Raw genomic sequence first — 24,494 nt, 5'->3', positions numbered from 1 at the left:
GCGCGAACCCAATGCACCGCCGGAGCGCGCACCATGACCACCCTGATATCGGCATTCCGGGGCAATCAATTGGTGGCCCGCGTATTGCGCAGTTCTTCATGGTTGGTGCTTGGTTATGGCGGCAGCCAAGCGTTGCGTCTGGCGTCGAACCTGATCCTGGCGCGGCTGTTGTTTCCCGAGGCGTTTGGCCTGATGGCCTTGGTCAGTGTGGTGACTGTAGGCTTGATGATGTTCTCTGATGTGGGCATCGGCCCGGCGATTTCGCAAAACAAGCGCGGCGACGATCCGGCGTTCTTGAACACGGCCTGGACCATTCAGGTGATCCGGGGCGTATGCCTCTGGGCGGTGGCCTGCCTTTTGGCGTGGCCCGCGTCACAGCTTTATGACGCCCCTGACTTGGCCACCTATTTACCGATCGCCGCTATTTCCTTGGTTCTCGCCGGGTTCAACCCGACACGCATCGAGACAGCGCACCGGCATTTGCTGGTGGGCCGGCTCACGATGCTGGACCTGCTGAGCCAGGTCATTGGTATCGTCAGCATGATCATCTTGGCGTGGATCACCGGATCGGTGGTTGCTCTGGTGATAGGCGGGGTGATCGGAGCGGCGGCGAAACTGTTGTTGATGCATGTCTTCCTGCCCGGTGAGGCCAACCGCTTCCAATGGGAGCCGGCCGCGGCCAAGGAGCTTATCCGCTTTGGCAAGTGGATATTCCTGAGCACCGCGTTCTGGTTCGTGACAAGCCAAGGGGACAAGGCGATTTTGGGTCGCTTCCTGAGCCTTGAAACCCTTGGTATCTATAACATCGGGTATTTCCTTGCGTCCTTTCCTTTGCTTTTGGGGCATGCGGTGACGCAGAAGGTCTTGATCCCGGTCTATCGTGAGATGCTTCCGGCAAAGGGGGTGGAGACCTCCGCGAAGCTGCGCAGGCTTCGCGTGGCCATGACCGGTGGTATCATGAGCCTGCTGGCCGTCATGGCGGTTGCCGGGCCATGGTTGGTGGATGTGCTGTACGATGACCGCTATGCGCAAGCGGGTGCGATGGTCGTCCTGATCGCATGTGCGCTTGTTCCGCAGGTGATCGGTGTAACCTATGACCAAGCCGCCCTTGCGGCCGGTGACTCCAAGCGGTTCTTTGTTTTTTCGGGAACGCGCGCGGTTTTGCAGGTTGCCGGCCTGTTGATAGGCATCACGCAATTCGGTCTGTTGGGGGCGATTGTAGCCTTGGGGCTTGCCGCGGTTTTGGTCTACCCGGTTCTGGTCTGGTTGGCGCGGGTGCATGGCGTATGGGACCCTGCGCATGATATGGTGGCGGGCATAATCGCCATAGCGATTATCGGCGTCGCAGTGAGTATGCACTTTTCGGACATTGCCGACCTGTCGGGCTTGTAAATATCTAGGCCTTGCCCTTGGTGTTTTCGTTGGCGCGCCGTTTGCGCGCTTGCGGCAGACAGTTCGCGAAGCCGCGTTTGAGGCGTGTGCGCCAATGCTCCTTTGGCTCTTTCATGGGTTTTATGTTCATCTCCGGGATCGTGACGACAGGTGTTACGCCGATGCGCCGCTGCATCTGCTGGCTGCTGCGGATCACAGGGTGCCGCATATCCAGAAGGAACGCGAGACCGATGCCCAGAAGTATGCTGGCGAAGGACCCCATGACGACCATTTTCTTTCGGCTGGACGTGAAGGGGTATTCGGGAAGGGCGGCAGGTTCGATCACGGTTAGGCGTTCGGACTGACGCTGCTGTTCCAGTTTGAAGCCCACCTCGGCCTCGGCGCGGCGGGCGTTGATGACATCGAGTTGGTCACGCAGGTTTGCGCGGCGCCGGTCGAAAGCTCCGAGTTCGCGCTCGATTCGCGGAGAGCGCTGAATAGTGGTGCTGAGTTCCTCGGCGCGGTCTTCAAGCAGGCTTTTTTGATTGTTCAGCGCCTGAAGCTGCGCTTCGATTTCACGTTGTTGACGCTGAAGCGTGGCGGCGCGTTGGTTCTGGTCAAGTTGTGCGAGTTCTTGCTGGAGTGTGATGATCTCACGCTCGACATCCAGTATCGCGCTGTTGACGGTGGCGATTTGAGTTTGCCGAAATTCGAGGCTGCCGGAGATTGCCAGATTGTTCTCGCGACGGAAGGCGGTGATGTTATCTTCCAGCGTCTCAAGCTGTTCCAGGAGTTTTTCTTCCTCCTTGGCGAAGAATGCGAGGGTCTCGCGCGCTTGTTCGAGGCGTTGATTGGCACTGATCTCGATCGTGCGGGCAGAAAACTCGCGCGCCACCTGTTGCGCTTTTTGGGGGGTATCGAAGGTGGCGGTGATGGTGATGACCGAAACGGTACCGTCGTCGGTAAAACCTTCGCGCGCGGCGGCGACACCTTCAATGGTCACGGCACTGCGAATGCTCGCCACCTTTTCCGTTTGGGTCAGGCCCTCCATCCCTTCGAAAAGATCATATTTCTCGGCAACCTCCAGAAGATTGCCGCGCGTCATCAGTTGTTGTTGGATCAGTTGCAAGCGGCGGGCCGAGGCACGGTCCACCGTTGTCGGGGCAAGTTCATCATCGACTGTCGGGCGCTTGACCTGAATGACCTCGGAGGAGCGGTAGAGGTGGGTCTGCTGCATGGCGAAGAAAACCGAGGCTAAAGAGCCCAGAAAAGTGACAGCCAAAATCACCCTGATACGCCGGCGTACCAGATCAACGAATTCGTCGATGGAAATCAACTGCTCCAACTTTTCACCTGCCTTCTGTTCCGCCGTCTCCCTTTGGCCCTGGCGAATGGGTGGTTTACGCGCGTGTAAACCATGACAACCCGGCAAAACTATGACCGTTGTGAGTTTAATCTGGCGTCGGACAGGGAGGAAATCAATCTGCCGTTACACGGCCACGGTTGAGCACAACGCCAAGAAGCTGTGACTGACCATCGATAATGCGCTCGCATTGTTCGATATGACGGCGCGTGGTCTGTGTACCATCCGACACCAGCAGCACACCGTCGACATTGGGCAAAAAGGCGGCTGCGTCGTCATATTCAAGCATTGGTGGAAGGTCGTAGAGTACGACATCGGGCAGAAGGGCCTCTTCCATGTCTTCCAATACGGCGGCGCTGACCTGATCGTGCAGTTGTTCCGACGCGTCCGGGTTTGGCACGGTATTCAGCGCGAGCGCGAGGCTATCGGAGGCACGGAACATGTGCCGCTCCATGGAGGTGCGGCCACATAGGAAATCACTGATCCGCCAGTTGTCCCGCAGGCCCAGTGCTTTGGCGACCCCCGGCTTGCGTTGGTCAAGGTCGACAAGGATCGACCGTGAGCCGGGGACACGGGCAAGGCTTTGGGCAAGATTGACCGCGGTGAAAGTGGCGCCGCTTTCCGATGTGGGGGCGACGATGGCAATACGACTCCAGCCGTGTTGGCGTAGCGTTTGAACCAAACGGGTGCGCAATAGATCAAAGGCCTTGGAGGCTGGATGGTCCCGGTGGTAATCGACCAAGGGCGCACCGGACAAGAGGTGCTGACGCACGTCGGGCCGGATGAGCCGCAGCGTTTCCCATGCATCTTTGCGCGCATGAACGCGGCCATTTCCGAAAAGCACATCGCCGGACGCCTGCGGCGCGGGGGCCTTGGCAGATGTCGCGACAAGCTCGTGCTGCTGGCTTGTTGCCGTTGGAAAGCTCATGTTCATAGCTGAAGATCCCGGATATGTGGTTTTTTTCGTCAATAGCCAGTCCGGCGCATGATCACGCCGATTGTTTTTGCGATGATCTTCAGGTCTCCGATAAGGGTCAAAGAATGATCATACCGTGTGTCAATAGTGGAGCGATGGGCGAAACTGGTTTCATTCCGGTCCGATACTTGCCATTCGCCGGTGATGCCCGGCCGGAGGGCGAAGTAGGACGAGGGGTCAGGATACAGCGGCAGTTGGTCTGGCATCATGGGGCGCGGGCCAACCACGCTCATTTCGCCTTTCAGCACGTTCAGAAACTGCGGCATCTCATCGAGGGAGGTGCTGCGTAGAAGGGCGCCAACCCGGGTGATCCGCGGATCATTCTTCAGCTTCTGGGTGGTTTCCCACTCTTCGCGAAGGGCCTCGTCTTTCACCAGAAGGGTCTTAAGATCCTGCTCTGCATTTTGGCCCATCGTGCGGAGTTTGAAAATGCGGAACGTCTTGCCATTCGCGCCAAGCCGGGTTTGGCGATAGAAGGGCTGCCCGCCCTCGACCCAAAGCGCCAGCGCGCAAAGCAGCGTGATCGACAGGGTCAACGGAGCCGTCGCCAAAACAAAAGCCACGTCCAGAAGGCGCTTGCCATGCTTGCGGTACAGAATGCCGCGCCGTCCCGATTGATGGACCGGACCAGACGGCGAAGGCAGGAGCGTGGAATCGCCTGCATAGACGACCCGCATCGGGGCGGTGGTTCGCGTCACGCGCAGCGTTTCGAAATGGTCGGGCTCTCCAAAAGAGCCCTTTGTGAGCACATCGTCTTTCATAGTTGCCCCCCCGGCAACACTGGTTATTGTCTTCACTGGCCTTCGTCATTGACGGTTGTCTGGCGAGGTTTGAGAAACGAGGCGTCGTGGCAGCGACACTTTCTCGTTCCCTTCGTCTGTTCCGAGCGGCGGACGCGCGCGGCAAAGCCGCATACCTCACCAAACCAAACCCTTGTCGACTTTCAGCAAGTTATTGAAAGACTTTAACAATTTTTTGCCCTAATTCGGCCAATTTTCATGGAAACAGATTGTTTCCCTGACCGAAAGCGAGCTTCATCAGACAGGGAAATACGGGTACAGTCAAATACGAAAGTGGCAACTGTTTCTGAAAAAGAAACGTTTGCCTTATTTTTAACAAAATTTGCCTTCTGCTTGCCACGGAAATTTTCTGTTTTGCCAAATTCGTGACACGCAAGAGGCAGTCGTTGGGCGCGGTCAGAGGGTATATTCGGCCATCATATGAGGCAGAGATTCGCAGGTTTGGCGGCCAAACCGAAGGCTCAGCGAATTGGGGAAAACAGCGCGTCTTTCAAGCGGCAATCGCGCACCGTATCGCGACCGCAAGGCACCGGCGTGAGGTCTTTTGACAGGCAAATGCGCGCCTCTTGCACGCGGCCAGCGCGGCAGGTCACCGTCAGCATATCGGGTTCCAGCGTTGGATTGGCCTTCAGGAATGCGTCTTCGACCACCGATGCAGGCAGTCTGACCGGCTTGGTGAGTTTGCGAAACACCTCGGGGCGTTTGATGCTATCGTATGCTTGGCGTGACAGGGCGTAATAGGCCGGTGCGGAAAGAGCGGTGCAACTGCCGTGCTTTTTCCACTGGTACCAAGCCAAGCCCGAGGTTCCCATGATATCGGCCATCTCAGCTGTCATCCGGCGCGAGGGTGGGCGCTCGGCCGTTTTACAATGCGACGGCCAGCCGCGGTGGTATTGCGGCCAAAGTCCGTGCAGGATCCAACCATGATCTTTCGATGCGTCACATTGTGGCGAGTCGCGCTCATCGCCTTCCAATGCGCACCACGTCGGTGACCAACTGAGAGCCAACACGTAGTAATCAAATTCGCCTGGGCGCTCGCCTTCGGCAAGGGCCGCGACGGCACTGAACAAAAACAACACGAACGCGCGCATTCTTTGGCCTTCCATTTTCTGACGTGTATCAGTATATAGCGGCCAAGTTCCCCGACAACGGAAACCCGCGCCCGATCAGGTCGCAGCCGATTAAGGCAACGGGGAAGATTTGCGCGAAGGAGGCCCGAGATATGGCAAAACCGCTTATGGCAAAGGCCACCGCCGTTTGGCTGGTGGATAATACAACGCTCAGCTTCAAGCAGATTGCCGATTTCTGCGGAATGCATGAGCTGGAAGTACAGGGCATCGCCGACGGCGATGTGGCAGCTGGTGTCAAGGGGTTTGATCCGATTGCCAATAACCAACTAACGCAAGACGAGATCGACAAGGCCGAGGCCGATCCGCTGCACAAGCTGACACTCAAGTTCAATCCTGCCGCGTCCGGCGAAGAAAAACGCCGTGGTCCGCGGTACACGCCGCTTTCCAAGCGTCAGGATCGCCCGAATTCGATTCTGTGGCTGGTGAAGTTCCACCCGGAACTGGCCGACGCTCAAATCGCCAAGCTAGTAGGGACCACGAAACCCACGATCCAGTCGATCCGCGAGCGGACCCACTGGAACATCGCCAACATGCAACCCATTGACCCGGTTGCCTTGGGGCTGTGCAAGCAATCCGAACTGGATGCTGCCGTGCAAAAGGCGGCTGCCAAGAAGGCCAAGGAAGGCGAGGCGATGGATGACGACGAGCGCCGCAAGCTGCTGAGCACCGAGCAAAGCCTTGAGGGCGATGCCGAGCCGCGCATTCCGACCGCGATCGAGGGGCTGGAAACCTTCAGCCTTGGCGGGGACGACACGGAGAAAGAAGAAAAGATCGACGCCGATAGTTTCTTTAACCTGCCGGACAGTTCCGACGACGAAGACGACGAGGCCTGATTTCAGGCGGACACGATGACAAATGGCCGGGCCTTCCGAAAGGTCCGGCCTTTTTCATCTACGGTACTTTTGGTCCAACTGCTTAGGTCAAAGCTTCTTGCGGGCATTGAGCGCGGCGCTGATGGTGCCGTCGTCGAGATAATCCAGCTCTCCGCCAATCGGCACACCCTGCGCTAATGACGTCAGGGTGATGCGGTCTTCCAACTGGTCGGCGATGTAATGGGCCGTCGTTTGACCATCCACGGTGGCATTCAGGGCAAGAATGACCTCGGTCACGTTTTCCGCGTCGACCCGGTTGACCAGCTGCGGGATTCGCAACTGCTCCGGCCCCACCTGATCCAGCGCGCTGAGCGTACCGCCCAACACGTGATAACGCCCCTTGTAGGCATGGCCGCGCTCCATCGCCCATAGGTCGGCCACGTCTTCGACCACGCAAAGCTGCCCATTGGCACGTTTTTCCGAGGTGCAGATATCGCAGACATCCGCCGTGCCGATATTGCCGCAGTTGAGACATTCGCGCGCCGTGGCGGCGACCTTTTGCATCAGATCGGCCAATGGCAGGAGTTGCAATTCGCGTTTGGCGATCAAGTGCAGCACCGCGCGCCGGGCCGAACGCGGCCCAAGCCCCGGCAGTTTCGCCATCAGGTCAATCAGAGCGTCGATGTCGCGGGTGGAACTCATGGGCGGGGGCGCTTGTGGCTGGTCGGGGCGGTTGGGGGCCAGCCCCCTACGTTGAAGATCTGAGGATTCTCAACGACGCCCCGGAGTATTTGTGGAAAGATGAAGATCAGAAGGGCAGGTTCATGTCCTTTGGAAGACCCATTTCCTCGGTCAGTTTGCTCATTTCTTCCTGCGCGCGGTCATTGGCCTTTTGCTGGGCGTCCTTGATGGCGGCAAGGATCAGGTCTTCGACAACTTCCTTGTCGTCGGAGTTGAAAATCGACGGGTCGATATCAAGGCCCTTGAGTTCGCCCTTGGCCGAACAAGTGGCTTTGACAAGGCCCGCGCCGGATTCGCCTTCGACCATGATGTTGTGCATCTCTTCCTGCAACTCGGCCATCTTGGTTTGCATTTCCTGCGCTTTTTTCATCATGCCGGCCATATCGCCGAGTTGGCCCAGTCCTTTGAACATCTGATCTCTCCGGTTGTGAGTGGTTACGGCGCGGGCGCGCGCCGTTGGTTCGTTAACATATTGCAGCGCCGGGGGCGGGCGGCAAGGGTGAGGCGGTCAATCTTCTTCGAAGGGGTCCCATTCATCCTCGACCTCGGGCAGGGCGTCGGCTTGTGCTTCGGCCTGTTGGTCCTCGGGTGTGCGGATTTGAGTGATCTTGGCCTTGGGGAAGGCGGCAAGGACAGCCTTGACCATCGGGTGGTCGGAGGCTTCCTCCTTGAGTGCGGTTTCCGCCGCATCGCGTTTCGCCGCGATGGTTTCGGCCCCGCCGTCGTTGACCACACTCACTCCCCAGCGCGTGCCGGTCCAGCGTTGCAGTGCGGACCCAAGCCGTTGCGAAAGGTCTTGGGGGGCGTTTTCCGTCGGCTGAAATTCGATCCGCCCGGGCCGGTAACTGGCCAGTTGCACACAGGTTTCCACCTCGACCAGCAGTTTCACATCGCGTTGTGTGCGGATCAATTCGACCACATGTTCGAAGGTCGGGTAATGGGCCAGCGCGGCCTCATTGGCCACGGCGAGCGCGGGGCTTGCCCCCGAAGCACTTGGGCCGGAGGGGCCGGGATGCGTGGGGGCGGGGGTGCCGCCTTGGGACTGTGTCGTGCCGCCGGATTGCGGGGCCGCCGTGCCGCCGCTACCGGGACCCGGCGCAGGCGGCGGCGGTGTATCACGCAGTTTGCGCACCAGTTCTTCGGGGCTGGGCAGGTCCGCCACATGCGTGAGGCGGATCACCGCCATTTCGGCGGCCATCATCGCGTTGGGGGCATCGGCCACCTCGTCCAATGCCTTGAGCAACATCTGCCACATTCGGGTGAGCACCCGCATCGGCAGGGCCTCGGCCATGCTCTGGCCGCGGGCCCGTTCGTCGGGGCCGATTGTGGGGTCTTCGGCGGCTTCGGGCGTGATCTTGACCACGGAAATCCAATGGGTCACTTCCGCCAGATCGCGCAGCACGGCCATTGGATCGGCCCCTTCGGCATATTGGCCGCTGAGTTCCGTCAGCGCGCCAGCGGCGTCGCCCTTCATAATCAGGTCAAAGAGGTCCAGAACCCGGCCCCGGTCGGCCAGCCCAAGCATGGCGCGGACTTGGTCGGCAGTGGTTTCGCCCGCGCCGTGGCTGATGGCCTGATCGAGAAGAGAGGTGGCATCACGGGCAGAGCCCTCGGCGGCGCGGGTGATAAGGGCTAGCGCATCTTCGCTGATCTCGGCGTTCTCGGCACCAGCGATTTTTTGCAAAAGGGCGATCATCACTTCTGGTTCGATCCGGCGCAGATCGAACCGTTGGCAACGCGACAGAACCGTCACTGGAACTTTGCGGATCTCGGTCGTGGCGAAGATGAATTTCACATGCTCGGGCGGTTCTTCCAGCGTCTTGAGAAGCGCGTTGAAGGCCGAGGTGCTAAGCATATGCACCTCGTCGATGATGTAGATCTTGTAGCGGGCCGAGGCCGCGCGATAATGCACCGATTCAATGATTTCACGGATATCGCCCACACCGGTGCGCGAGGCGGCGTCCATCTCCATCACGTCTACATGGCGGCCTTCCATGATGGCGGTGCAATGCTCACACTTGCCGCAGGGGTCGGTCGTAGGGCCGCCCTGACCATCCGTACCAATGCAGTTCATGCCCTTGGCGATGATCCGGGCGGTTGTGGTTTTGCCGGTGCCGCGAATGCCCGTCATGATGAAGGCCTGCGCGATCCGGTCGGCCTTGAAGGCGTTCTTCAGGGTGCGCACCATGGCGTCTTGCCCGACCAGGTCGGCGAAGGTTTCGGGCCGGTATTTCCTGGCAAGCACCTGATAGGCTGTCGAGGGGGTGTCGGTCATTCGGGGCCTTTGGATTCGCGATACCTGTTGAACCTAAAGCGGGTCGCGCGGGGCGTCCACCTTTCTGCGCAGCGGCTTGCTTTTGTTCGGGGATGGCGCAAGGGTAGGTGCCGTTGATTGCCAGGATGTGGGGGGAACATGCGTTTGCGAGGAATTCGTCGCAACCGGAATATCGACGATCGGCACCCTATGGGCAGGGATGGTAAGGCCGTGATCGGCGGCGTCGGCCTTCCAAGGGTGCGGGCCATTGGCTTTGAAACCGGAGAGATGGGCCGGAGCGACACTCATTCGGTCATCCGGCCATAGGTTGCCCCATGTCGGGCTTCATCATATTCGCCTTGCCAGTGAGCGAAGGGATTCTGGCTATTGCGCCGATGCCGGGACGGGGCGGGCATTATGCCGAGGACCTCGCCCATGTGCGCGACTGGCAGCCTGCCTTAGTTCTCAGCATGGCAACTTTGCCGGAATTGGCGCGGCACGGGGCTGGTAATCTGGGGGCTGATCTTCAGGATTCCGGCACTCGCTGGTCGCACGTTCCCGTTGCAGATTTCGGAGTGCCCTCAGTCACCGAGGAGGACACTTGGCACGAGGCAAGCCGGGCGGCACTTGCCGCCTTACAGGGTGGCGGTCGCGTTCTGATCCATTGCATGGGAGGGTGCGGGCGGTCAGGTATGGCGGCATTGCGTCTCATGGTTGAGGCCGGTGAAGACCCGGATGCGGCGCTTGCCCGCCTGCGCGCGGTTCGCCCATGTGCGGTTGAGACAGAGGATCAATGGGAGTGGGCAACGCTGGCATGACCGGGTGATCGCGCCTGCGAGTTTGAGGCGCAAGGCCCCAAACTCGACAATGCAAAAGGAGGTTTTAGATCACCGCACGCTGCGGTTTTTCGACCAAACCTTCCAAGGGCGGCCCCGCCAATTCGCGAAGCCGAGCGATATTCGTCAGCTCAATCCGGTGTGGAGCACAGATATGGAGCGCGCCTTTGTCCGCCAAGCCATGAAGGCACCGACAAAAGGTTTCCGGCGTCATGTCCAACAAGCTGGCCAGATCGGTTCGGCTGAGTCTCAGTTCAAGGATGGGATGCGTCCCGGAGAGATCCAAGGTGGCGTCTGTTTCTCCATCGTGCAGTGCGCAAAACGTGAAATAGGCCGCAACACGTTCGCGCGCGGTTCGGCCACGCAGCAGGCAAGTCCAGCTATTCATCTTGTCCATTTGGCGCAGCGTACTGAGAAGATAAGCATGCTCCAGAGCCGGCGACCCCATCAAGAGCCCCTCGAACGAGGACTTTTGGAAGAGGCAGATGTCGATATCGGTCGCGGCTTCATATGAGAAGCGATACTCGCTTTCAAACGCGCGCCCGATGAAATCCCCCGGAAATAGCAAGCCAAGGACTTGGGTATCTCCGTCTTCGGTCATGAAGACGGTCTTGATGACACCGGACCTTAGAATGCCGATTTTTTCGGATTCGTCGCCCTGCATCAATACCGATTGACCCTGTTTGAAACGCGCACGATGCGCGAGCTGGGCAATGCCGTCCTTATCTTGTCCCGACGCGCGGGCACAAAACGACGACCCCGGAACTGGACACGCCTGACACTCGCATGACATGCGGTGCATGGATACAACATTCATTTTTAAAATCCCCCATGAGTAGGCCGGAAATATATAATTCCGGCACCAATTGCGGATCCTCAAAACCGTGAGGATTGCTGTTGGTACTCATACCAGCGGCAAGCGCCGTACAATTTTCAGAATGCCTGGCCATGGGCGTCTCCCGAGTTGCCCATGCCCCCCAAAGGCAAAATCATTAAGAGCGAGAATCGCGAAGTATGCAAAATTAGAAATGTGTAGAATTGTGCACGTGCCAGGTTTTTCCGTGAATATCGTGATACGGTCCTGCATGTTGGCTGGGGGACAACTGCATGGAAAGACATTCTGAAATCGAACGGTTGGAGTTGCGGTCACGCACCGGTGGTTTGCACTTGAACGATGTGTTCGAGCGTGTATTCGAAACTGCGCCCACGGCGATTGTGGTGGTCGGACTCGACGGACGTTTTGAAAGGTGTAACCCGGCCTTCTGCGCATTGGTGGGACATGATGCCGAAGCCGTACGATCCTTTCGTTTTCAAGATATGGTGCAAGTCGACGATCACGCGCGCCATAGGTCAGCCATAGAAGACCTGGTCGAAGGCCGCGTTCTGGCGACTGAGGTTGAATACCGGTTCCGGCAGGCCTCTGGCGACGATATCTGGGTCAATGCGAAGCTCTCGCTTATGCCCAGCAAAGGTGACCAACCGGCGTGCATCGTTGCCTTGCTGAGCGATATTTCCGATCGTGTTCAAACCCTGACCGATTTGCATGTCATGCGTGAACAACTCGAAGGCTTCATCAAGGAAGCGCCGATTCCTATGGCCATGGTCGACCGCGACATGCGTTATATCCGATGCAGCCGAAGGTGGATTTCAGACTATGGACTGAACCTCGGCAGTATCGAAGGCCGTAGTCATTACGATGCCTTTCCGCATTTGCCCGAAAGCTGGGTACAGGCACATAAACGTGGTTTGGCGGGTGAAACAGTCAAAAATGCGGAGGATTGGTATCGCTGGCCGGATGGGCGGATGCAGTGGCTTCGGTGGGAGGTACACCCTTGGCACAATCGCGCCGGAGAGGTGGCTGGCCTTATCCTGTTTGCCGAGGATATCACTGATCGCAAGCTGGCCGAGCAATCCTTGCGTGAAAGCGAAGCGCGATTGCGCCAAGCGGCGGAGGCGGCACACTTCGGGACATTTGATGTAGATATTACAACCGGCGAGGCGCATTGGTCGCCCGAGGCGCTTTCGCTACTTGGATTAGCCCCTGACGCTTGTCCCACGAACATCCATGAGATGGAGCAATTGATCGGGCATCGCGCGACACTTGAGATCGGTCGACAATTGCAATCGGCATTCCACCCCCAAAGCGACGGAGTTCTGAGGCAAGATCTGTCCATCACCCACGCGGACGGTTCGCGCCGTTGGCTACAGGTTCACGGACAGGTCATGTTTGACAGCAATGCGTTTCAGAGAAGCGCGACCCGTGTTCGCGGTATGCTCTTGGATATTACCGAAACCCGGCGAATGCAGCAAAACCTTGAACAGGCCAAGCGCTTGGAAACGATTGGAAGGCTATCAGGTGGGATCGCCCATGATTTCAACAACCTGCTTACAATCATATTGTCGAATCTTGAGCTTGCTCAACGGCGCATAGACGATGAGGACGCGCTTAGGCTGATCAATGCGGCCATCGATGCATTGCATACAGGTGCTTCGTTCAATTCCCGGTTGCTGTCGCTTGCCAAAACCCGCCATACCCAGTCCGGTTTGCTTGATGTGGGGCACCAATTGTCCTTGATGTGGCCGATGCTATCGCGTGCGGTAGGCGATAAAGCCAAGTTGACGTTGCAGACTATCGATCAGCCTTGGATTGTCCGCGCTGATGATGCCGAACTGACGAGTGCCGTGCTTAACCTCGTGATCAACGCCTGTGACGCCATGCCGGATGGTGGCGAGATCATAGTGGGCATCGAAAACGTGGCGCTCGATGCGGCAATGGTTGAAAGCCTGAATTGTGCCGCGCCGGGGGATTACCTGCGGGTCTTCGTGCGCGATACTGGAACAGGCATGCTGCCCAGCACTGCCGAAATGGCTCAAGAGCCGTTCTTTACCACGAAAACAGGCGGACGCGGAACTGGTTTGGGGCTAACCACGGTCGCTGCTTTCGCGGCCCGGGAAAACGGATGCGTCCATATCGAAACACAAGAAGGGACTGGTACGACGGTGTCCATTTACCTGCCGCGGGAGCAGGGCGCTGAAACGAGCATGCTTGGGTCGGATGGTTGTGAAGACGAGCTCGCCCATGGCGATGGAGAGACCGTCCTTGTTGTGGAGGATGACGACATGGTGCGTGAGACCGTCCTGAAGCGTCTGGAGGTTCTTGGCTATGTGGTGTTCGAAGCGCGCAACGCGTCAGAGGCTTTCCAACAGCTTGAAGCAGGGCATCACATCGACCTTGTATTCAGCGACATGTCTATGCCCGGCCCTATGTCGGGCCATGATTTGCTGGCGCAGGTCCGAGCGAGGTACCCGTCTATCGGCATATTGCTGACCACCGGCAACAACGGTCCGGACCAAAACACCCGTAGCCCTTTGGGCGACAGGAATATCCCGCTTCTGCCTAAACCCTATTCCATATCGAAGTTGAGCCAGTGCATCAGGGATGCTCTTTGTCAGAGGCCTCGTCCAGAGATTTGATTTCACCAGCGAAGACATACCCGACACCGCGAACGCTTTTGATCAACTGAGGGCTTTCCGTGCTGGGCTCAAGCTTTCGGCGTAGCCGTGCCACATGTCCGTCGATCGTTCGGTCTAGTGGTGACCATTCGTGCCCTCGTAAGCTAAGCGAGATGTCATCGCGGCTTAGGACGCGCCCGGGGTTGCTGACGAATATTTCCAGAAGCCTGAGTTCAGTTTCGGTGAGTTCCAGATCGTCGCCGTCTATCTTCCGCACATAACGTCGCCGCGTGTCAAAGATGCAATGGTCAAAGTCGATCTGGCTTGGAACCTCGGTGCCGTTGCGACCGGCTTCAAGCTCATAACGATGCAGGACGTGTTCGATCCGCATCACGATCTCGCGGAAATGAAAAGGCTTGGTGATGTAGTCATCGGCCCCGTTTTCAAGGCCGCGCACGCGGTCGTGAGGATCGGAGCGCCCGGTAACGAGAATAACCGGCACATTGCGCTGTTCGCGTAATTCCCGTGCGAAGCTGAAACCGTCGTCCGGTCCGAACCCAAGGTCCAGTGTCACGATGCTAATGTCATGTGTGCCAATTGCGCTGAGGGCCTCCTGTTGGGTCGAGGCTTCGATGACGGAAAATCCCTCTGCCTCAAGGCCAAGTCGCATCGTCATGCGCAGGTCGCTTTCGTCGTCGATGACCAGAACGGTTTTGTTGTTCGGCTCAATTTTTCTCATGGCGCAAAGCGTCCCTTGCGGCGGATAATGCTTTAAACTCTTTCCCCATTTCAAAATTCCTATGTCGCTCGACCCAAGATTTTATCCAAATAAAATGACGCGGATGACCGCGTTCTCCTTGAAAACCAAACTGGCAGTAAATCACTCGTTACACTCAGGGCCCCAAAAAGGGTGCGCCACTGATGCGTCTTCGAACACCGGGTGGCCTTCAAGTGGATCAAGCTGGACGGTTTGCGTGCACTGATCTTGCAAAGGTCGCCGGTATTCGCATCCCCCGATCACGATATGGCCAAGGCGACCATGCGGCAACTTCAGAATAACATGAAACCCAGTGCGCAATCAAGTTGGGTGCTGGTGTCGAGGCAGTGGTGTAACGCCGGACACGAGCCTAGTGGACGCGATACAGCCTAAAAAACACTGGCCGATGCGATTACTCACACCGGCCAGTGCCACTTGCCCAGACAGAGCAAAACAACTCTCACATCCGGGCAATTATGCAGCCGCCGCTCCGAACTTAAAGTTACCAGCACAACGCCATCGTGTAGGAAGGCGCGTGAGGGGCGTAAGCGGGCCCTCACATCAGGCGATAACGGCCAGTGTGTGTTGCTTTCTTTTTCGGGGATAAGAAAGCAACAGGAACGGGGGTCGGCACAGTTTATTGCACGCGTTCTGTGCCCAACTTCCTTTACACTAAGGCCATTCTCCGCTGGCATAGGAGCGGCGGCGGCATTCTTGAATTGATCATAGGCGTCAAGTGGGCTTCACTCGGAGTGCGTAGTCGGAATCAAGGCTTCATGTTCCGATGCTTCGCACGCCAATTCTGGTGGCGCCTTTTACGTCCTCTCCTCTAGGTTCTTGCGTGGTGTGAGTGTTGCACGCGATTACACTGAGCATTTTTCTGCGATGCGTCATTGATCATTGGCAACCGGATTGGGAGCGGTTTTGGCACGGGTTCCATTCTTTTGTTCATGGCCGGTGCGAACCATTGATGCCAGTCAATGTTACCCCAAGCGAACGGACCCTATGGTTGCAGGGTACCAATGTGAAAACCGCGATATCCGATAGGATCAGGGAAATGCTTATGATCAGTGCCAATCTGGACCGCGCGCCGATCCGGGCTGTGACCTATGCAACCGAGCAAGAGCGAGCCTTTGACCTTTCATGTGCGGTACTTTTGGCTTTGCGTGAGTGGTTGACGGCCACCGAGGTTGTGGAACTGGCCCGGCGTTTGCCCTGTGCATTGGTGCCTGCCCTTTTCCACAACTGGCACCCGCAATCCGTTGCACCACCAAGACCCACGCGCGCCGAATTCGTTGCTCGTGTGGTGGTTTACATGGGCGAAGCCGCTGTCGCGGAATACGAGATTGCCGAAGCCTTGAGGGACCTGGCCGAATATTTGCCGGCTCGCCTGTTCGCCTCGCCTAAACAGGCGCAGCAGGCTATTCTGGCCGCTGGCCAATCATAAAATCACATCGAGAACGCAGCCGGAAATACTCTGAAAAGATTGGATTAATTCGGTTCTCGCGGCGCGGCGTCGCACGCGGAGCGAAGCAGGGCAATCACCTCGTCGTCGGATGTTTGGGGAAAGCTCTGATAGGCCGCGCCGACGGCCCCGAGCGGCAGATGTGGTTCCGGGCAGATGACAAGATCCACATCTTTCTGAAGCTCGGAAAGCACCTCGGAACTGGCGACCGGGACCGCAAGGATGATCTTTTCAGGGGCTTTCGACCGGATGGCGTGCAGTGCTGCGCGCACCGTGCTTCCGGTGGCGATTCCGTCGTCCACGAGAATGACGGTGCGCCCCTCAAGGGGGGCGGGTGCCTGTCCCGGAAGGTAGGTGTCACGCCTGCGTGTCAGCTCGGAAAACTCTTTTTTTGCAAGTGCTTGGACTTCGGTTCGGGAAAGCCCGAAGGCACGCATGACGGGGATGTTCAGGTATAGATCTTCTTCCTCGGACCCGGTTATAGCGCCGACTGCAAGCTCAGGGTTGCCGGGCGCGCCGACTTTGCGGACAAGGATCACGTCGAGGGGCGCACCTAGGGCCTGAGCGATGGGGGCCGCGACGGGAACCCCGCCACGGGGCAAAGCGATCACGACGATCTTTTGATTTGTGAGGGGCGGCAAGGCATCAAGCAGGACCTGAGCGGCCTCGGCCCGGTCTTGGTAGCGCGCTGCGCGGACCGGGAATGCCATCTCCCCGATCACCCGACCATTCCCGGGTGGAAGGGAATTACATGAATGATTTCAAGGGGTTTCTCGGCCATCGACATGACCTTTCTATGTCGGAGTCGGCCGGTGACGGCGCGACGGTGGATGGGCTTTTGCCCTTTGGGATGAAACCGCCGTCGCCGCCTTACGGGACTGGTTTATTAGAGCCTGTAAACGGAATCGTACATTGACCGCTATCAATGGATCTGACTCATTCCTTGGCCCATTTCGAAGCGACGGGAAGGGTGCGGCGCAAGCGTTTCACGGTGGATTGGGTGACCCCGAAATAACGGGCGATTTCGGTGTCGTTCATGCCGTAATCGGACAGCGCGCGAAGCGACTCTCCAGGTAAGGGTCCGAATTTGTTGAGGATTTTTGCGTGGGCTTTGCTTGGGTGGGGCTTGGGCAGTGAGGCGTGCGTTATCATGGGAACCTCCGGGAGGATAAGCCAGATTGTGGCGCGGCAGACCTGGTGAGGCTGCCTTGGTATCCGCAGGTTTCCATTGATCCCAGTCAATGACAGGCAAAGGTTCGCCCGAATCAAAGGTAAAGCATTGAAATACCTCGAAAACCCCAATCGGCATCACGTCGGTATCATGTCGGTATCGCGTCGGTGTCGTTTGCACCGCGCCTGCGGATTAACAGGGCGCACGCTGGCAAAACGTACGAAACGTACGCGGGTTTTGTACGAAGCGCCAAACGGCACATCAGGGATCGGAGTTATTCGCGTGATGCGACTGTTCGAGAGTGTGCCGTTGCTCATTCGCTCCAGTCGTGGGTATGCACGTCACGGCCTGAATGCTCGGTCAGGACCTTGGTGGCCAGATCGCGTTTTTCGTCATCCTTGACCCGGACCCACATCAGGATCCCGCCGTGGCGCAGTTGGTTGGCGTAGTAGTCGCGAAACTTGGCGTCGACCCGCCGGGCCAGGAGTGTGCCGATCACCGCTGCCGGGCTGCCGCCGATGGCGATAGCGGCGATGGAGGCGGCCAAGGTACTGGCCGGGGTGAGCATGGCCGCCATGGCGATGTAAGAGCCAAGAAAGAAGAAGCCGCCCGCGATGGCACCTTCAAGCTCTCCCATGGCTTCCTCGGAAACATAGGCGGCACGGGGCGCCTTCGGGTCATCCTCCAGATCCTCGGCGCGCCAGTAGGCGTGGCCCAGTTTTTCCTCAAGCACCTCTTGGCGGGCAAGAAGGCTGATGTCGTAGCGGCTGAACCCGACCATGCGCAAATCCCAATAGGCAGCTTTCAGGGCCTCGACGCTGTCGAAGACGGCAACAGCTTCGGGGATGCGGATAACGGTTGTGTGGTCTTTGTCGGCCATGGGTGCCCCCTGTGCTTTGTCCGGCGGGTGGAATACAGCACAGGTGACCGGAGTATGAGTTGATGGTGGTCAATCGCCTTTGGCCAACGCAACGAAATGGTCGATCGCTTCATCCGAAATCGACCAGTCGCAGACAAGGCGCATGGAAAGTGGCTCTTCGTCGGGGCCAGTGTCCAGCGGGCCTTGGTTGAGACCGTATTGCGCGCCGCCGGCCATGAGGCGTTGATGGGTGGCGCGGGGCAGGGTGGCGAAGATCATGTTGGCCTGAGGTTCGGCCAAAAACACGCAATCGGGCACCGCGCGCAGGCCTTCGGCCAGACGGGCGGCCTTGGTGTTGGCGGCGTGGGCCATGGTGAGCCAAAGGTCATCGGTGAGGTAGCCCAGCATTTGCGCGGCCAAGAAGCGGTGCTTGGAAAAGAGATGCGCGGCGCGTTTGCGGCGCAATTCGAATACCCACGCTTGAGCGGGGTTGAAGAAGATTACAGCCTCGACCCCCAGACAGCCGTTTTTCGTGCCACCGAAGCTGACGGCATCAATGCCTGCCTTCCATGTCATTTCAGCAGGGCTGCAGCCAAGGGCCACGAGGGCATTGGCAAAACGCGCGCCATCAAGATGCACGGGCAGATCGTAGCGGGCGGCGGTGGCGGTGAGGGCGCTGAGTTCGTCCAGCGAATAGAGGCGGCCCATTTCGGTGACTTGGGTGAGGGCCACGGGGCCGCGTTGCGAGCAATGCACATCGCCCAAAGGCCAGCCTTCAATCGCCGCCTTGAGCGCCTCGGGCGTCATTTTGTCATCATCGCCCACAAGGCTGAGTTTCGCGCCGCCGGTGTAGAACTCGGGCGCGTGGCATTCATCGGTGTGGATATGCGCCAAGGGCGTGCAGAAGATGGTTTGCCACGGCTGGGTGAGGGTGGAGAGGGCCAAGGCATTGGCCGCTGTGCCGGTGGCGACGAGGTGAATGGAGGCCTCGGGCGCCTCGAACACCTCGCGCAGTTTCGCCTCGACTTGGGCTGTGAGGTCGTCGCCGCCGTAGGAGTTCACGAAACCTTGGTTGGCCTCGGTGAGGGCTTGCAGGATCGCCGGGTGCGCCGGGCCGCAGTTGTCGGATTTGAAGCTCATGTTCCCGGCTCCTCTATCACGTGGTCTTCCCAGTCGTCGTCGGAAACCTCGAATTCGGCGACGGTGCGGCCTTGCATGGAAACCCCTGCGTCATGGACGCTGTCGGGGGTGCCGGAAATCAGCGGGTGCCAATCGTAAAGCGGCTGGCCGTTATGGAGCAGCTTGTAGGCGCAGGTTTCCGGCATCCAATAGAGGTGGCTTGCAAGGTTTTTCGCGGTGAGGGTGATACATTCCGGGACGAACTTGTGGCGAATGGGGTATTGTGAACAGCGGCAGGTGCTATCATCGAAGAGGCGACAGGCGACGTTTGTCAGCGCTACTTCGGAGGTGTCTTCATCTTCGAGCTTGTTCAGGCAGCATTTGCCGCAGCCGTCGCAAAGCGCCTCCCATTCATGGCGGGTCATGCGCGACAAAGGCGTGGTTTCCCAAAAGCGCGGGCGCAGGCCGGAGCGGTCGATGGGGTCGTCGGTCATAGGGCGGCCAGAATGTCGCGGGCTTTGGCGCAGTCGGCGTCCATTTGGGCGATGAAGGACTCTAGGCTGTCGAAGGTTTCTTCGGGGCGCAGGTAGTCGACGAGGGCGACGGAAAGCTCGGTGCCGTAAAGATCGCCGGAGAAATCGAAGATGAAGGTTTCGATATTGGGCACTTCGCCGTTGAACATTGGGCGCACACCAAGGGAGGCGGCACCGTGGTAGCTGCCTTTGTGGGGGCCGTCGAGGACATCGACCAACACGGCGTAGACGCCGAATTTGGGTGGGTGCAGCCCTTCGATGGACATATTGGCGGTGGGGTAGCCCAATTCGCGGCCCCGCTGTTCGCCGCCGACAACCTGGCCCTCCATGCGGTGCCAGTGGCCCAGCATGGCGGCGGCGTCGCGCGGGCGGCCATCGCTGAGGGCTTGGCGGATCGCGGTGGAGGAGACCTCGCCCTGATCGCCTTCGAGAAGTTGGGCGATGCTGACGCCAAAGCCCATTTCGGCCCCGAAGCCTTGCAGGTCGGCGGCGGTACCGGCGCGGCCCTTGCCGAAGCAGAAATCGGCGCCGACGACGACATGCTTGAGGCCGAGGCCATCGCGGATGACATTGGCGGCGAATTCCTCAGGCGTCAGGGCCGAGAGATTGGCGTTGAAATTGAGCTGGTAGAGCTTTTCGACGCCGAGTTTTTCCAAGCGATGGGCGCGGGCCTCGGGGTTCATCAGGCGGAAGGGGGGCGCATCGGGGGCGAAATATTCGCGCGGGTGGGGTTCAAACGTCAGCACGCCGAGAGGCGCGCCGATCGCCTCGCCCGCGTGGCGGGCGATGTCGATGACGGACCGGTGGCCGATATGGACCCCGTCAAAGTTGCCGATGGCAACGCTTGCGCCGCGGTCGGCCTGATCAACATATGCGTAGTCGCGGATAATCTGCATGGGCCGTTGCGTAGCCCCATCGCGGGGCTTGTGCAAGCGGGAGGGTCTGGCATTTGGCCTCGACGCTCTGCTATGGGGGCGGCATGGAACCTGTGAGCACACCCGAGCAGATCGAGGCGCTGTTTACCCGCGCCGATGGCAGTTACCTGTTTGCGCGTTGGGGGCGGCCCATCGCGCCGATTGTTTTTGGCGTGGATGACGCGACGCTGGAGGTCGTCAAGGGCGCGGTGGAGGCGGTGGCGGTTCTGGCGGGCCATCAGATGGCCGAGACCGACCCGGAATTGGGTGTGAACCTGATGTTTTTCTTCTTCCGCGAGTGGGAGGAGCTGCGCGAGGTGCCAGACCTTGACCGGTTGGTGCCGGATTTGGGGCCTTTGGTGGACAAGCTGATTGCGGCGGATGCCAATCAGTACCGGGTGTTCCGGTTTGATGAGGCGGGCGCGATCAAGGCGGCCTTCGTGTTTTTGCGGATGGATGAGACCCTGAGCAAGGTGCCTGCCGAAACCTTGGCGCTGAGCCAGATGGTGCAGACGATTGTCTTGTGGTCGGATGTGGCGTTTCAGGATCGGTCGCCGCTGGCCAGCGTGCCGGAACAGGACACGGTGATTCTGCGTCCTGACATCGCCGAGGTGATCCGGGCGGCCTATGATCCGGTGATGCCTGCCGTTGCGGAAGAGTCCAGCCATGCTTTGCGTTTGGCGGCGCGGCTGCGGCCACAGTAGATTCGGGTAACTATTTCAAGGCAATGGCGGGTTATCCACAGGATGGCACCCGCAGGGAGAGCCACAAAATCTGCCTTCAACCTTGACCGAAACCGCAAGATAGGCCTTATTTCCCCGCAAACTTGGGGGATATGATGCGGAAAACACTTTTTTCGGTGGCTATGGGTATTTGTGCAGTTTTCGGCGCGGCGGCGCAGGCGCAAACCTGTGGCGGGACCTACACGGTGAAGCGGGGCGAGAGCCTGTCGATTATCGCGGATTCGCAGTACAAGAATGCCGGGATGTGGACGGTGATCCACTCAGGGAATCTGGACCAGATCGGGGAGAACCCCAACAACATCCGGGTTGGGATGAAGCTGCGGCTGCGCTGTGTCGATGGCTTGCCGACGGGATTGGCGGGTGGCACGCAGGTGGCTGCGGCGAGTACGCAGGCGGCACAGCCGTTGAGGGTGGCACCCGGCGATGCATCAACCCGCCGGAAGATCAATGTGCTGACCGGCAGCGACTTCTGGCCCTTTACCGACACGGATATGCCCAACGGCGGGATTCTGGCCGAGGTGGTGCAGGCGGCGATGGAGGCGGCCGACCCCGAGCAGGGGTTTGCCATTCATTGGGTCAACGACTGGGCCTCGCATCACGAGCCGCTTTTGTCGAACGCCTTGCTTGACATGGGGTTCCCGTGGTTCAAGCCGGATTGCGCGGCGGACCCGGAGACCTATCGGTGCAAGAACCTCGTTTTCTCGGACTCGATGTTCGAGGTTCTGATGCTGTTGTTTGTCGACAAGAACCGCCCCATGGCCTTCAACAGCGATGCGGATATGCAGGGCAAGACGCTGTGCCGTCCGTCGGGCTATTCGACCTATATTTTTGATCAGCACGGGCGCAATTGGCTGCGCGATGGGGTGATCAAGCTGAACACTGCGGCGTCGCCAGCGGAGTGTTTCCGGTTGCTGACCGATGGGGCGGTTGACGGTGTGGTGCTGAATGAGTTCCTGGGGCGCGGCAAGATCAAGGAGTTGGGCCTTGGCGACCGGGTGGTCGTGGCGCAGGGGCAGCCGATTTCGGTGGATGGTAACCACATGGTTGCCCATAAATCGCACCCCAATGGCGAGGCGTTCCTGAGCGTCTTTGAGGATGGTCTGGCGAAGATCAAGGAAAACGGCACCTATCAGCGGATCATTGATGAGCACATGACCCGCGTTTGGGCGGAGTTCTGAGCCATGCGGGGGCTTGGATTGATCCGATACGCGCTGGCGTGGGTGGCTTTGGCCGCCTTGCCGGGGATGGCGCAGGCATTGTGCGATGTGACCTACAAGGTGCAGCCGGGCGATACGTTGTTTTCCATTGCCGAGGCGCATTATGGCACCTCGCAGCAATGGACCTTGGTTTACTATGCCAATCAGGCGGTGTTGCAGGGGCAAAACGCGGTGCCGGGGACGGATGTATACATCCCTTGCCCCGCGACTTCGACCGAGCCGGATGCCACGCCCCTGCGCAAGGCCGAGGCGGAAATGACCCTGTTGACCGGGGGCAATTACCTGCCATTTACCGATCGCAATTGGCCGGGCGAGGGGATGGTCACCGAACTGGTCAATGCCGCTTTGGAATTGAGCCCTTCGCCGGTGCCTTATGCGGTGGCTTGGGAGGATGATTGGTCACAGCATCTGTTCCCGCTGTTGGATCAGAAATCCTATGACATGGGGTTTCCGTGGTTGAAGCCCGACTGCGCGGCGACGCCCGACAATGAGCGCTGCAAGAATTTCCATTTCTCGGAGCCGCTGATGGAATTGCCCATCATGCTGTTCAAGCGGGAGGGGAGCGATTTTGCCTATACCAGTGATGCGGATTTGATCGGCAAGCGGCTGTGCCGTCCGGCGGGGTATTTCACCCATGATCTGGACCGGGCTGACCGGCGGTGGTTGGTCGATGGCAAGATCACCCTTGTGCAGCCCGAGAGCCCCGAGGCCTGTTTCGAGCAGTTGATGGCCGACAAGGTGGATGCGGTGACGGTGAATGTCTTTCTTGGGGCGTCCAAGATCGTGGCCATGGGGTTAAGGGGCCGTGTTGTGCCGCTGGACCTGCCGCTGTCGCGCGAAAGCCTGCATGTGATCATCTCGAAAAAGCATTGGCGGGGGACGACGCATTTGTACCGGATCAATGCCGGGCTGGCGGCGCTGCGCGAGAGTGGCCGGTATAACGAGATCGTCTCGCGCCACCTTGAGATTTTCTGGGGCCAGTTGAAGTAATGCGGGCCTTTGTGGCCCTTCCCTTGCCTGATGATCTGGCCGAGGCGCTTGAGCGATTACAGGGCGATATCTCGGTCGGGCGGGTGGTGCCGCGTGAAAACCTGCATGTGACCTTGGCCTTTCTGGGCGATCTGGAGCCGGGGGAGGCCGAGGAGGTGCATGGTGCACTGTGCGAGATCGAGGCCGCGCCTGTGACCTTGGATATGCGCGGGGTGGATGTTTTTGGCGGCGATGACCCGCGCATGGTCTTTGCCGGGGTTGAGCCCTGTGCGGCGCTCACGGCGTTGCGCGACAAGGTCCATGCGGCGGCGCGGGGTGTTGGGCTGGAACTGCCGCGAAAGCGGTTTCGCCCGCATGTGACGCTGTCGCGGTTTTCCCGGCGCATGCCGCAGTTTGAGTTGGACCGGCTGGGATCGTTTTTGGAGGCGCATGGGGCCTTTCGGTTGGAGCCGGTCGAGGTGGTGCAGTTTGGGCTTTACCGCTCAATCCTGTCACAAGACGGCGCGCGTTATGAGGAATTGGCGCTTTATGATCTGGGGTAGGTTGCGGGCAGGAGAACTGCACCATAGGGTGCGGGCATGACCCATCGCTTTCCCATTCGCGTTTATTACGAAGATACCGACATGGGCGGTATCGTCTATTATGCCAATTACCTGAAGTATATCGAACGTGCGCGCAGTGCTTGGGTGCGTGAGATGGGCATCGACCAGAACGAGATGCGCGAAAAAGATGGCGTGGTGTTCGCCGTGCGGCGGGTGGAGGCGGATTATCTGAGCTCGGCCAAGTTCGATGATGAGTTGGAAGTGCGGACCAGCACGCAGGCGGTGACCGGCGCGCGGTTGGTCATGGACCAGCAAGTGGTGCGTGGTGAGGAGGTTTTATTCGCCGCGCAAGTGACGATTGTCTGCATTGGCGAGGGCGGCACGCCTGCGCGCTTACCGGCGAATATCCGCCTGATCCTGCATTGATCACGCTGATTTGTGCCGCGTG

26 protein-coding genes are annotated in these 24,494 nt (G+C 59.1%); 11 read left to right on the top strand and 15 right to left on the bottom strand.

Annotated elements, in window-relative coordinates:
* Positions 1-33: 33 nt before the first annotated feature.
* Positions 34-1,392, top strand: coding sequence for an oligosaccharide flippase family protein (locus QZ498_RS04480; protein ID WP_294620538.1), 1,359 nt, complete (start codon positions 34-36; stop codon positions 1,390-1,392).
* Positions 1,393-1,396: 4 nt separating this feature from the next.
* Here the strand turns inward: QZ498_RS04480 and QZ498_RS04475 are convergent, their stop codons facing one another.
* The 4 genes from QZ498_RS04475 to QZ498_RS04460 form a co-directional block, all read right to left on the bottom strand.
* Complete coding sequence (locus QZ498_RS04475; RefSeq protein WP_294620537.1) at positions 1,397-2,716, bottom strand: DUF874 domain-containing protein; 1,320 nt, start codon at positions 2,714-2,716, stop codon at positions 1,397-1,399.
* 133 nt (positions 2,717-2,849) lie between these two features.
* Positions 2,850-3,668: a CpsD/CapB family tyrosine-protein kinase gene (locus QZ498_RS04470; RefSeq protein WP_294620536.1), complete on the bottom strand. Its 819-nt coding sequence runs from the start codon at positions 3,666-3,668 to the stop codon at positions 2,850-2,852.
* Positions 3,669-3,700: 32 nt separating this feature from the next.
* A complete protein-coding gene (locus tag QZ498_RS04465) occupies positions 3,701-4,471 on the bottom strand; it encodes a sugar transferase (protein WP_294620535.1) in 771 nt (256 codons plus the stop codon).
* A 500-nt stretch (positions 4,472-4,971) separates the two neighbouring features.
* On the bottom strand, positions 4,972-5,616 hold the full coding sequence (locus tag QZ498_RS04460; RefSeq protein ID WP_294620534.1) for a ribonuclease T2: 645 nt from the start codon (positions 5,614-5,616) through the stop codon (positions 4,972-4,974).
* A gap of 116 nt (positions 5,617-5,732) precedes the next feature.
* Between QZ498_RS04460 and QZ498_RS04455 the strand changes: the two genes are divergently transcribed.
* Entirely contained in the window at positions 5,733-6,473 is a 741-nt protein-coding gene (locus QZ498_RS04455) for a DUF1013 domain-containing protein (protein WP_294620533.1), read from the top strand.
* An 87-nt stretch (positions 6,474-6,560) separates the two neighbouring features.
* Here QZ498_RS04455 and recR read toward each other — a convergent pair whose 3' ends face one another.
* The 3 genes from recR to QZ498_RS04440 form a co-directional block, all read right to left on the bottom strand.
* Positions 6,561-7,154: a recombination mediator RecR gene (gene recR / locus QZ498_RS04450; RefSeq protein WP_294620532.1), complete on the bottom strand. Its 594-nt coding sequence runs from the start codon at positions 7,152-7,154 to the stop codon at positions 6,561-6,563.
* 106 nt (positions 7,155-7,260) lie between these two features.
* Positions 7,261-7,605, bottom strand: a complete 345-nt coding sequence (locus QZ498_RS04445; RefSeq protein ID WP_294620531.1) for a YbaB/EbfC family nucleoid-associated protein — start codon at positions 7,603-7,605, stop codon at positions 7,261-7,263.
* Positions 7,606-7,701: 96 nt separating this feature from the next.
* Positions 7,702-9,468 (bottom strand): DNA polymerase III subunit gamma/tau, encoded by a 1,767-nt coding sequence (locus QZ498_RS04440; protein ID WP_294620530.1) that lies wholly within the window; start codon positions 9,466-9,468, stop codon positions 7,702-7,704.
* A gap of 138 nt (positions 9,469-9,606) precedes the next feature.
* Between QZ498_RS04440 and QZ498_RS04435 the strand changes: the two genes are divergently transcribed.
* On the top strand, positions 9,607-9,774 hold the full coding sequence (locus tag QZ498_RS04435) for a hypothetical protein (RefSeq protein ID WP_294620529.1): 168 nt from the start codon (positions 9,607-9,609) through the stop codon (positions 9,772-9,774).
* An 8-nt stretch (positions 9,775-9,782) separates the two neighbouring features.
* Positions 9,783-10,265, top strand: coding sequence for a protein-tyrosine phosphatase family protein (locus QZ498_RS04430; RefSeq protein WP_294620528.1), 483 nt, complete (start codon positions 9,783-9,785; stop codon positions 10,263-10,265).
* Positions 10,266-10,329: 64 nt separating this feature from the next.
* Here the strand turns inward: QZ498_RS04430 and QZ498_RS04425 are convergent, their stop codons facing one another.
* Positions 10,330-11,076: a Crp/Fnr family transcriptional regulator gene (locus tag QZ498_RS04425; RefSeq protein ID WP_294620550.1), complete on the bottom strand. Its 747-nt coding sequence runs from the start codon at positions 11,074-11,076 to the stop codon at positions 10,330-10,332.
* Positions 11,077-11,459: 383 nt separating this feature from the next.
* On the opposite strand from QZ498_RS04425, the gene QZ498_RS04420 reads away from it, so the two are divergent.
* Positions 11,460-13,757: a PAS domain-containing sensor histidine kinase gene (locus QZ498_RS04420; protein ID WP_294620549.1), complete on the top strand. Its 2,298-nt coding sequence runs from the start codon at positions 11,460-11,462 to the stop codon at positions 13,755-13,757.
* On the opposite strand, the gene QZ498_RS04415 is transcribed toward QZ498_RS04420, so the two are convergent.
* Positions 13,717-14,475 carry a response regulator transcription factor gene (locus tag QZ498_RS04415; RefSeq protein WP_294620527.1) on the bottom strand — a complete coding sequence of 253 codons (759 nt, stop codon included), beginning with the start codon at positions 14,473-14,475 and terminating at the stop codon, positions 13,717-13,719. The two genes, QZ498_RS04420 and QZ498_RS04415, sit on opposite strands and share 41 nt — an antisense overlap.
* A gap of 1,075 nt (positions 14,476-15,550) precedes the next feature.
* Between QZ498_RS04415 and QZ498_RS04410 the strand changes: the two genes are divergently transcribed.
* A complete protein-coding gene (locus tag QZ498_RS04410; RefSeq protein WP_294620526.1) occupies positions 15,551-15,940 on the top strand; it encodes a DUF2267 domain-containing protein in 390 nt (129 codons plus the stop codon).
* A 44-nt stretch (positions 15,941-15,984) separates the two neighbouring features.
* Here the strand turns inward: QZ498_RS04410 and QZ498_RS04405 are convergent, their stop codons facing one another.
* From QZ498_RS04405 to QZ498_RS04380, 6 genes are all read right to left on the bottom strand, one after another.
* The gene (locus tag QZ498_RS04405) at positions 15,985-16,668 is read right to left on the bottom strand and encodes a phosphoribosyltransferase (protein WP_294620525.1); all 684 of its coding nucleotides are present in this window, start codon (positions 16,666-16,668) and stop codon (positions 15,985-15,987) included.
* A gap of 226 nt (positions 16,669-16,894) precedes the next feature.
* The gene (locus tag QZ498_RS04400; protein WP_294620524.1) at positions 16,895-17,110 is read right to left on the bottom strand and encodes a helix-turn-helix domain-containing protein; all 216 of its coding nucleotides are present in this window, start codon (positions 17,108-17,110) and stop codon (positions 16,895-16,897) included.
* 332 nt (positions 17,111-17,442) lie between these two features.
* Positions 17,443-18,009, bottom strand: coding sequence for a hypothetical protein (locus tag QZ498_RS04395; protein ID WP_294620523.1), 567 nt, complete (start codon positions 18,007-18,009; stop codon positions 17,443-17,445).
* A gap of 69 nt (positions 18,010-18,078) precedes the next feature.
* On the bottom strand, positions 18,079-19,128 hold the full coding sequence (locus QZ498_RS04390; RefSeq protein ID WP_294620522.1) for a low specificity L-threonine aldolase: 1,050 nt from the start codon (positions 19,126-19,128) through the stop codon (positions 18,079-18,081).
* On the bottom strand, positions 19,125-19,601 hold the full coding sequence (locus tag QZ498_RS04385; protein WP_294620521.1) for a YcgN family cysteine cluster protein: 477 nt from the start codon (positions 19,599-19,601) through the stop codon (positions 19,125-19,127). Before QZ498_RS04385 ends, QZ498_RS04390 begins: the two co-directional genes overlap by 4 nt.
* Positions 19,598-20,536 carry a bifunctional riboflavin kinase/FAD synthetase gene (locus tag QZ498_RS04380; RefSeq protein ID WP_294620520.1) on the bottom strand — a complete coding sequence of 313 codons (939 nt, stop codon included), beginning with the start codon at positions 20,534-20,536 and terminating at the stop codon, positions 19,598-19,600. Before QZ498_RS04380 ends, QZ498_RS04385 begins: the two co-directional genes overlap by 4 nt.
* An 83-nt stretch (positions 20,537-20,619) precedes the next feature.
* On the opposite strand from QZ498_RS04380, the gene QZ498_RS04375 reads away from it, so the two are divergent.
* From QZ498_RS04375 to ybgC, 5 genes are all read left to right on the top strand, one after another.
* On the top strand, positions 20,620-21,258 hold the full coding sequence (locus QZ498_RS04375) for a hypothetical protein (protein ID WP_294620519.1): 639 nt from the start codon (positions 20,620-20,622) through the stop codon (positions 21,256-21,258).
* Positions 21,259-21,392: 134 nt separating this feature from the next.
* Complete coding sequence (locus QZ498_RS04370) at positions 21,393-22,475, top strand: transporter substrate-binding domain-containing protein (protein ID WP_294620518.1); 1,083 nt, start codon at positions 21,393-21,395, stop codon at positions 22,473-22,475.
* Positions 22,476-22,478: 3 nt separating this feature from the next.
* The gene (locus tag QZ498_RS04365; protein WP_294620517.1) at positions 22,479-23,504 is read left to right on the top strand and encodes a transporter substrate-binding domain-containing protein; all 1,026 of its coding nucleotides are present in this window, start codon (positions 22,479-22,481) and stop codon (positions 23,502-23,504) included.
* 11 nt (positions 23,505-23,515) lie between these two features.
* The gene (thpR, locus tag QZ498_RS04360) at positions 23,516-24,046 is read left to right on the top strand and encodes an RNA 2',3'-cyclic phosphodiesterase (protein WP_294620516.1); all 531 of its coding nucleotides are present in this window, start codon (positions 23,516-23,518) and stop codon (positions 24,044-24,046) included.
* 36 nt (positions 24,047-24,082) lie between these two features.
* Positions 24,083-24,472, top strand: a complete 390-nt coding sequence (gene ybgC, locus QZ498_RS04355; protein WP_294620515.1) for a tol-pal system-associated acyl-CoA thioesterase — start codon at positions 24,083-24,085, stop codon at positions 24,470-24,472.
* Positions 24,473-24,494 lie beyond the last annotated feature (22 nt).

Origin of the sequence: uncultured Roseovarius sp. (assembly GCF_913057115.1) — a bacterium.
Lineage (GTDB): Bacteria > Pseudomonadota > Alphaproteobacteria > Rhodobacterales > Rhodobacteraceae > Roseovarius.
The sequence above is the reverse complement of the archived record's forward strand: the minus strand, read 5'-3'. Positions and strand labels throughout refer to the sequence as shown.

Bases quoted from the DNA above. Each gene is read 5' to 3' on its own strand.
- QZ498_RS04480 (WP_294620538.1), top strand. From the start codon at position 34: ATGACCACCCTGATATCGGCATTCCGGGGCAATCAATTGGTGGCCCGC.
- QZ498_RS04470 (WP_294620536.1), bottom strand. From the start codon at position 3,668: ATGAACATGAGCTTTCCAACGGCAACAAGCCAGCAGCACGAGCTTGTC.
- QZ498_RS04465 (WP_294620535.1), bottom strand. From the start codon at position 4,471: ATGAAAGACGATGTGCTCACAAAGGGCTCTTTTGGAGAGCCCGACCAT.
- QZ498_RS04460 (WP_294620534.1), bottom strand. From the start codon at position 5,616: ATGGAAGGCCAAAGAATGCGCGCGTTCGTGTTGTTTTTGTTCAGTGCC.
- QZ498_RS04455 (WP_294620533.1), top strand. From the start codon at position 5,733: ATGGCAAAACCGCTTATGGCAAAGGCCACCGCCGTTTGGCTGGTGGAT.
- recR (WP_294620532.1), bottom strand. From the start codon at position 7,154: ATGAGTTCCACCCGCGACATCGACGCTCTGATTGACCTGATGGCGAAA.
- QZ498_RS04445 (WP_294620531.1), bottom strand. From the start codon at position 7,605: ATGTTCAAAGGACTGGGCCAACTCGGCGATATGGCCGGCATGATGAAA.
- QZ498_RS04440 (WP_294620530.1), bottom strand. From the start codon at position 9,468: ATGACCGACACCCCCTCGACAGCCTATCAGGTGCTTGCCAGGAAATAC.
- QZ498_RS04435 (WP_294620529.1), top strand. From the start codon at position 9,607: ATGCGTTTGCGAGGAATTCGTCGCAACCGGAATATCGACGATCGGCAC.
- QZ498_RS04430 (WP_294620528.1), top strand. From the start codon at position 9,783: ATGTCGGGCTTCATCATATTCGCCTTGCCAGTGAGCGAAGGGATTCTG.
- QZ498_RS04425 (WP_294620550.1), bottom strand. From the start codon at position 11,076: ATGTCATGCGAGTGTCAGGCGTGTCCAGTTCCGGGGTCGTCGTTTTGT.
- QZ498_RS04415 (WP_294620527.1), bottom strand. From the start codon at position 14,475: ATGAGAAAAATTGAGCCGAACAACAAAACCGTTCTGGTCATCGACGAC.
- QZ498_RS04410 (WP_294620526.1), top strand. From the start codon at position 15,551: ATGCTTATGATCAGTGCCAATCTGGACCGCGCGCCGATCCGGGCTGTG.
- QZ498_RS04405 (WP_294620525.1), bottom strand. From the start codon at position 16,668: ATGGCATTCCCGGTCCGCGCAGCGCGCTACCAAGACCGGGCCGAGGCC.
- QZ498_RS04400 (WP_294620524.1), bottom strand. From the start codon at position 17,110: ATGATAACGCACGCCTCACTGCCCAAGCCCCACCCAAGCAAAGCCCAC.
- QZ498_RS04395 (WP_294620523.1), bottom strand. From the start codon at position 18,009: ATGGCCGACAAAGACCACACAACCGTTATCCGCATCCCCGAAGCTGTT.
- QZ498_RS04390 (WP_294620522.1), bottom strand. From the start codon at position 19,128: ATGAGCTTCAAATCCGACAACTGCGGCCCGGCGCACCCGGCGATCCTG.
- QZ498_RS04385 (WP_294620521.1), bottom strand. From the start codon at position 19,601: ATGACCGACGACCCCATCGACCGCTCCGGCCTGCGCCCGCGCTTTTGG.
- QZ498_RS04380 (WP_294620520.1), bottom strand. From the start codon at position 20,536: ATGCAGATTATCCGCGACTACGCATATGTTGATCAGGCCGACCGCGGC.
- QZ498_RS04375 (WP_294620519.1), top strand. From the start codon at position 20,620: ATGGAACCTGTGAGCACACCCGAGCAGATCGAGGCGCTGTTTACCCGC.
- QZ498_RS04370 (WP_294620518.1), top strand. From the start codon at position 21,393: ATGCGGAAAACACTTTTTTCGGTGGCTATGGGTATTTGTGCAGTTTTC.
- QZ498_RS04365 (WP_294620517.1), top strand. From the start codon at position 22,479: ATGCGGGGGCTTGGATTGATCCGATACGCGCTGGCGTGGGTGGCTTTG.
- ybgC (WP_294620515.1), top strand. From the start codon at position 24,083: ATGACCCATCGCTTTCCCATTCGCGTTTATTACGAAGATACCGACATG.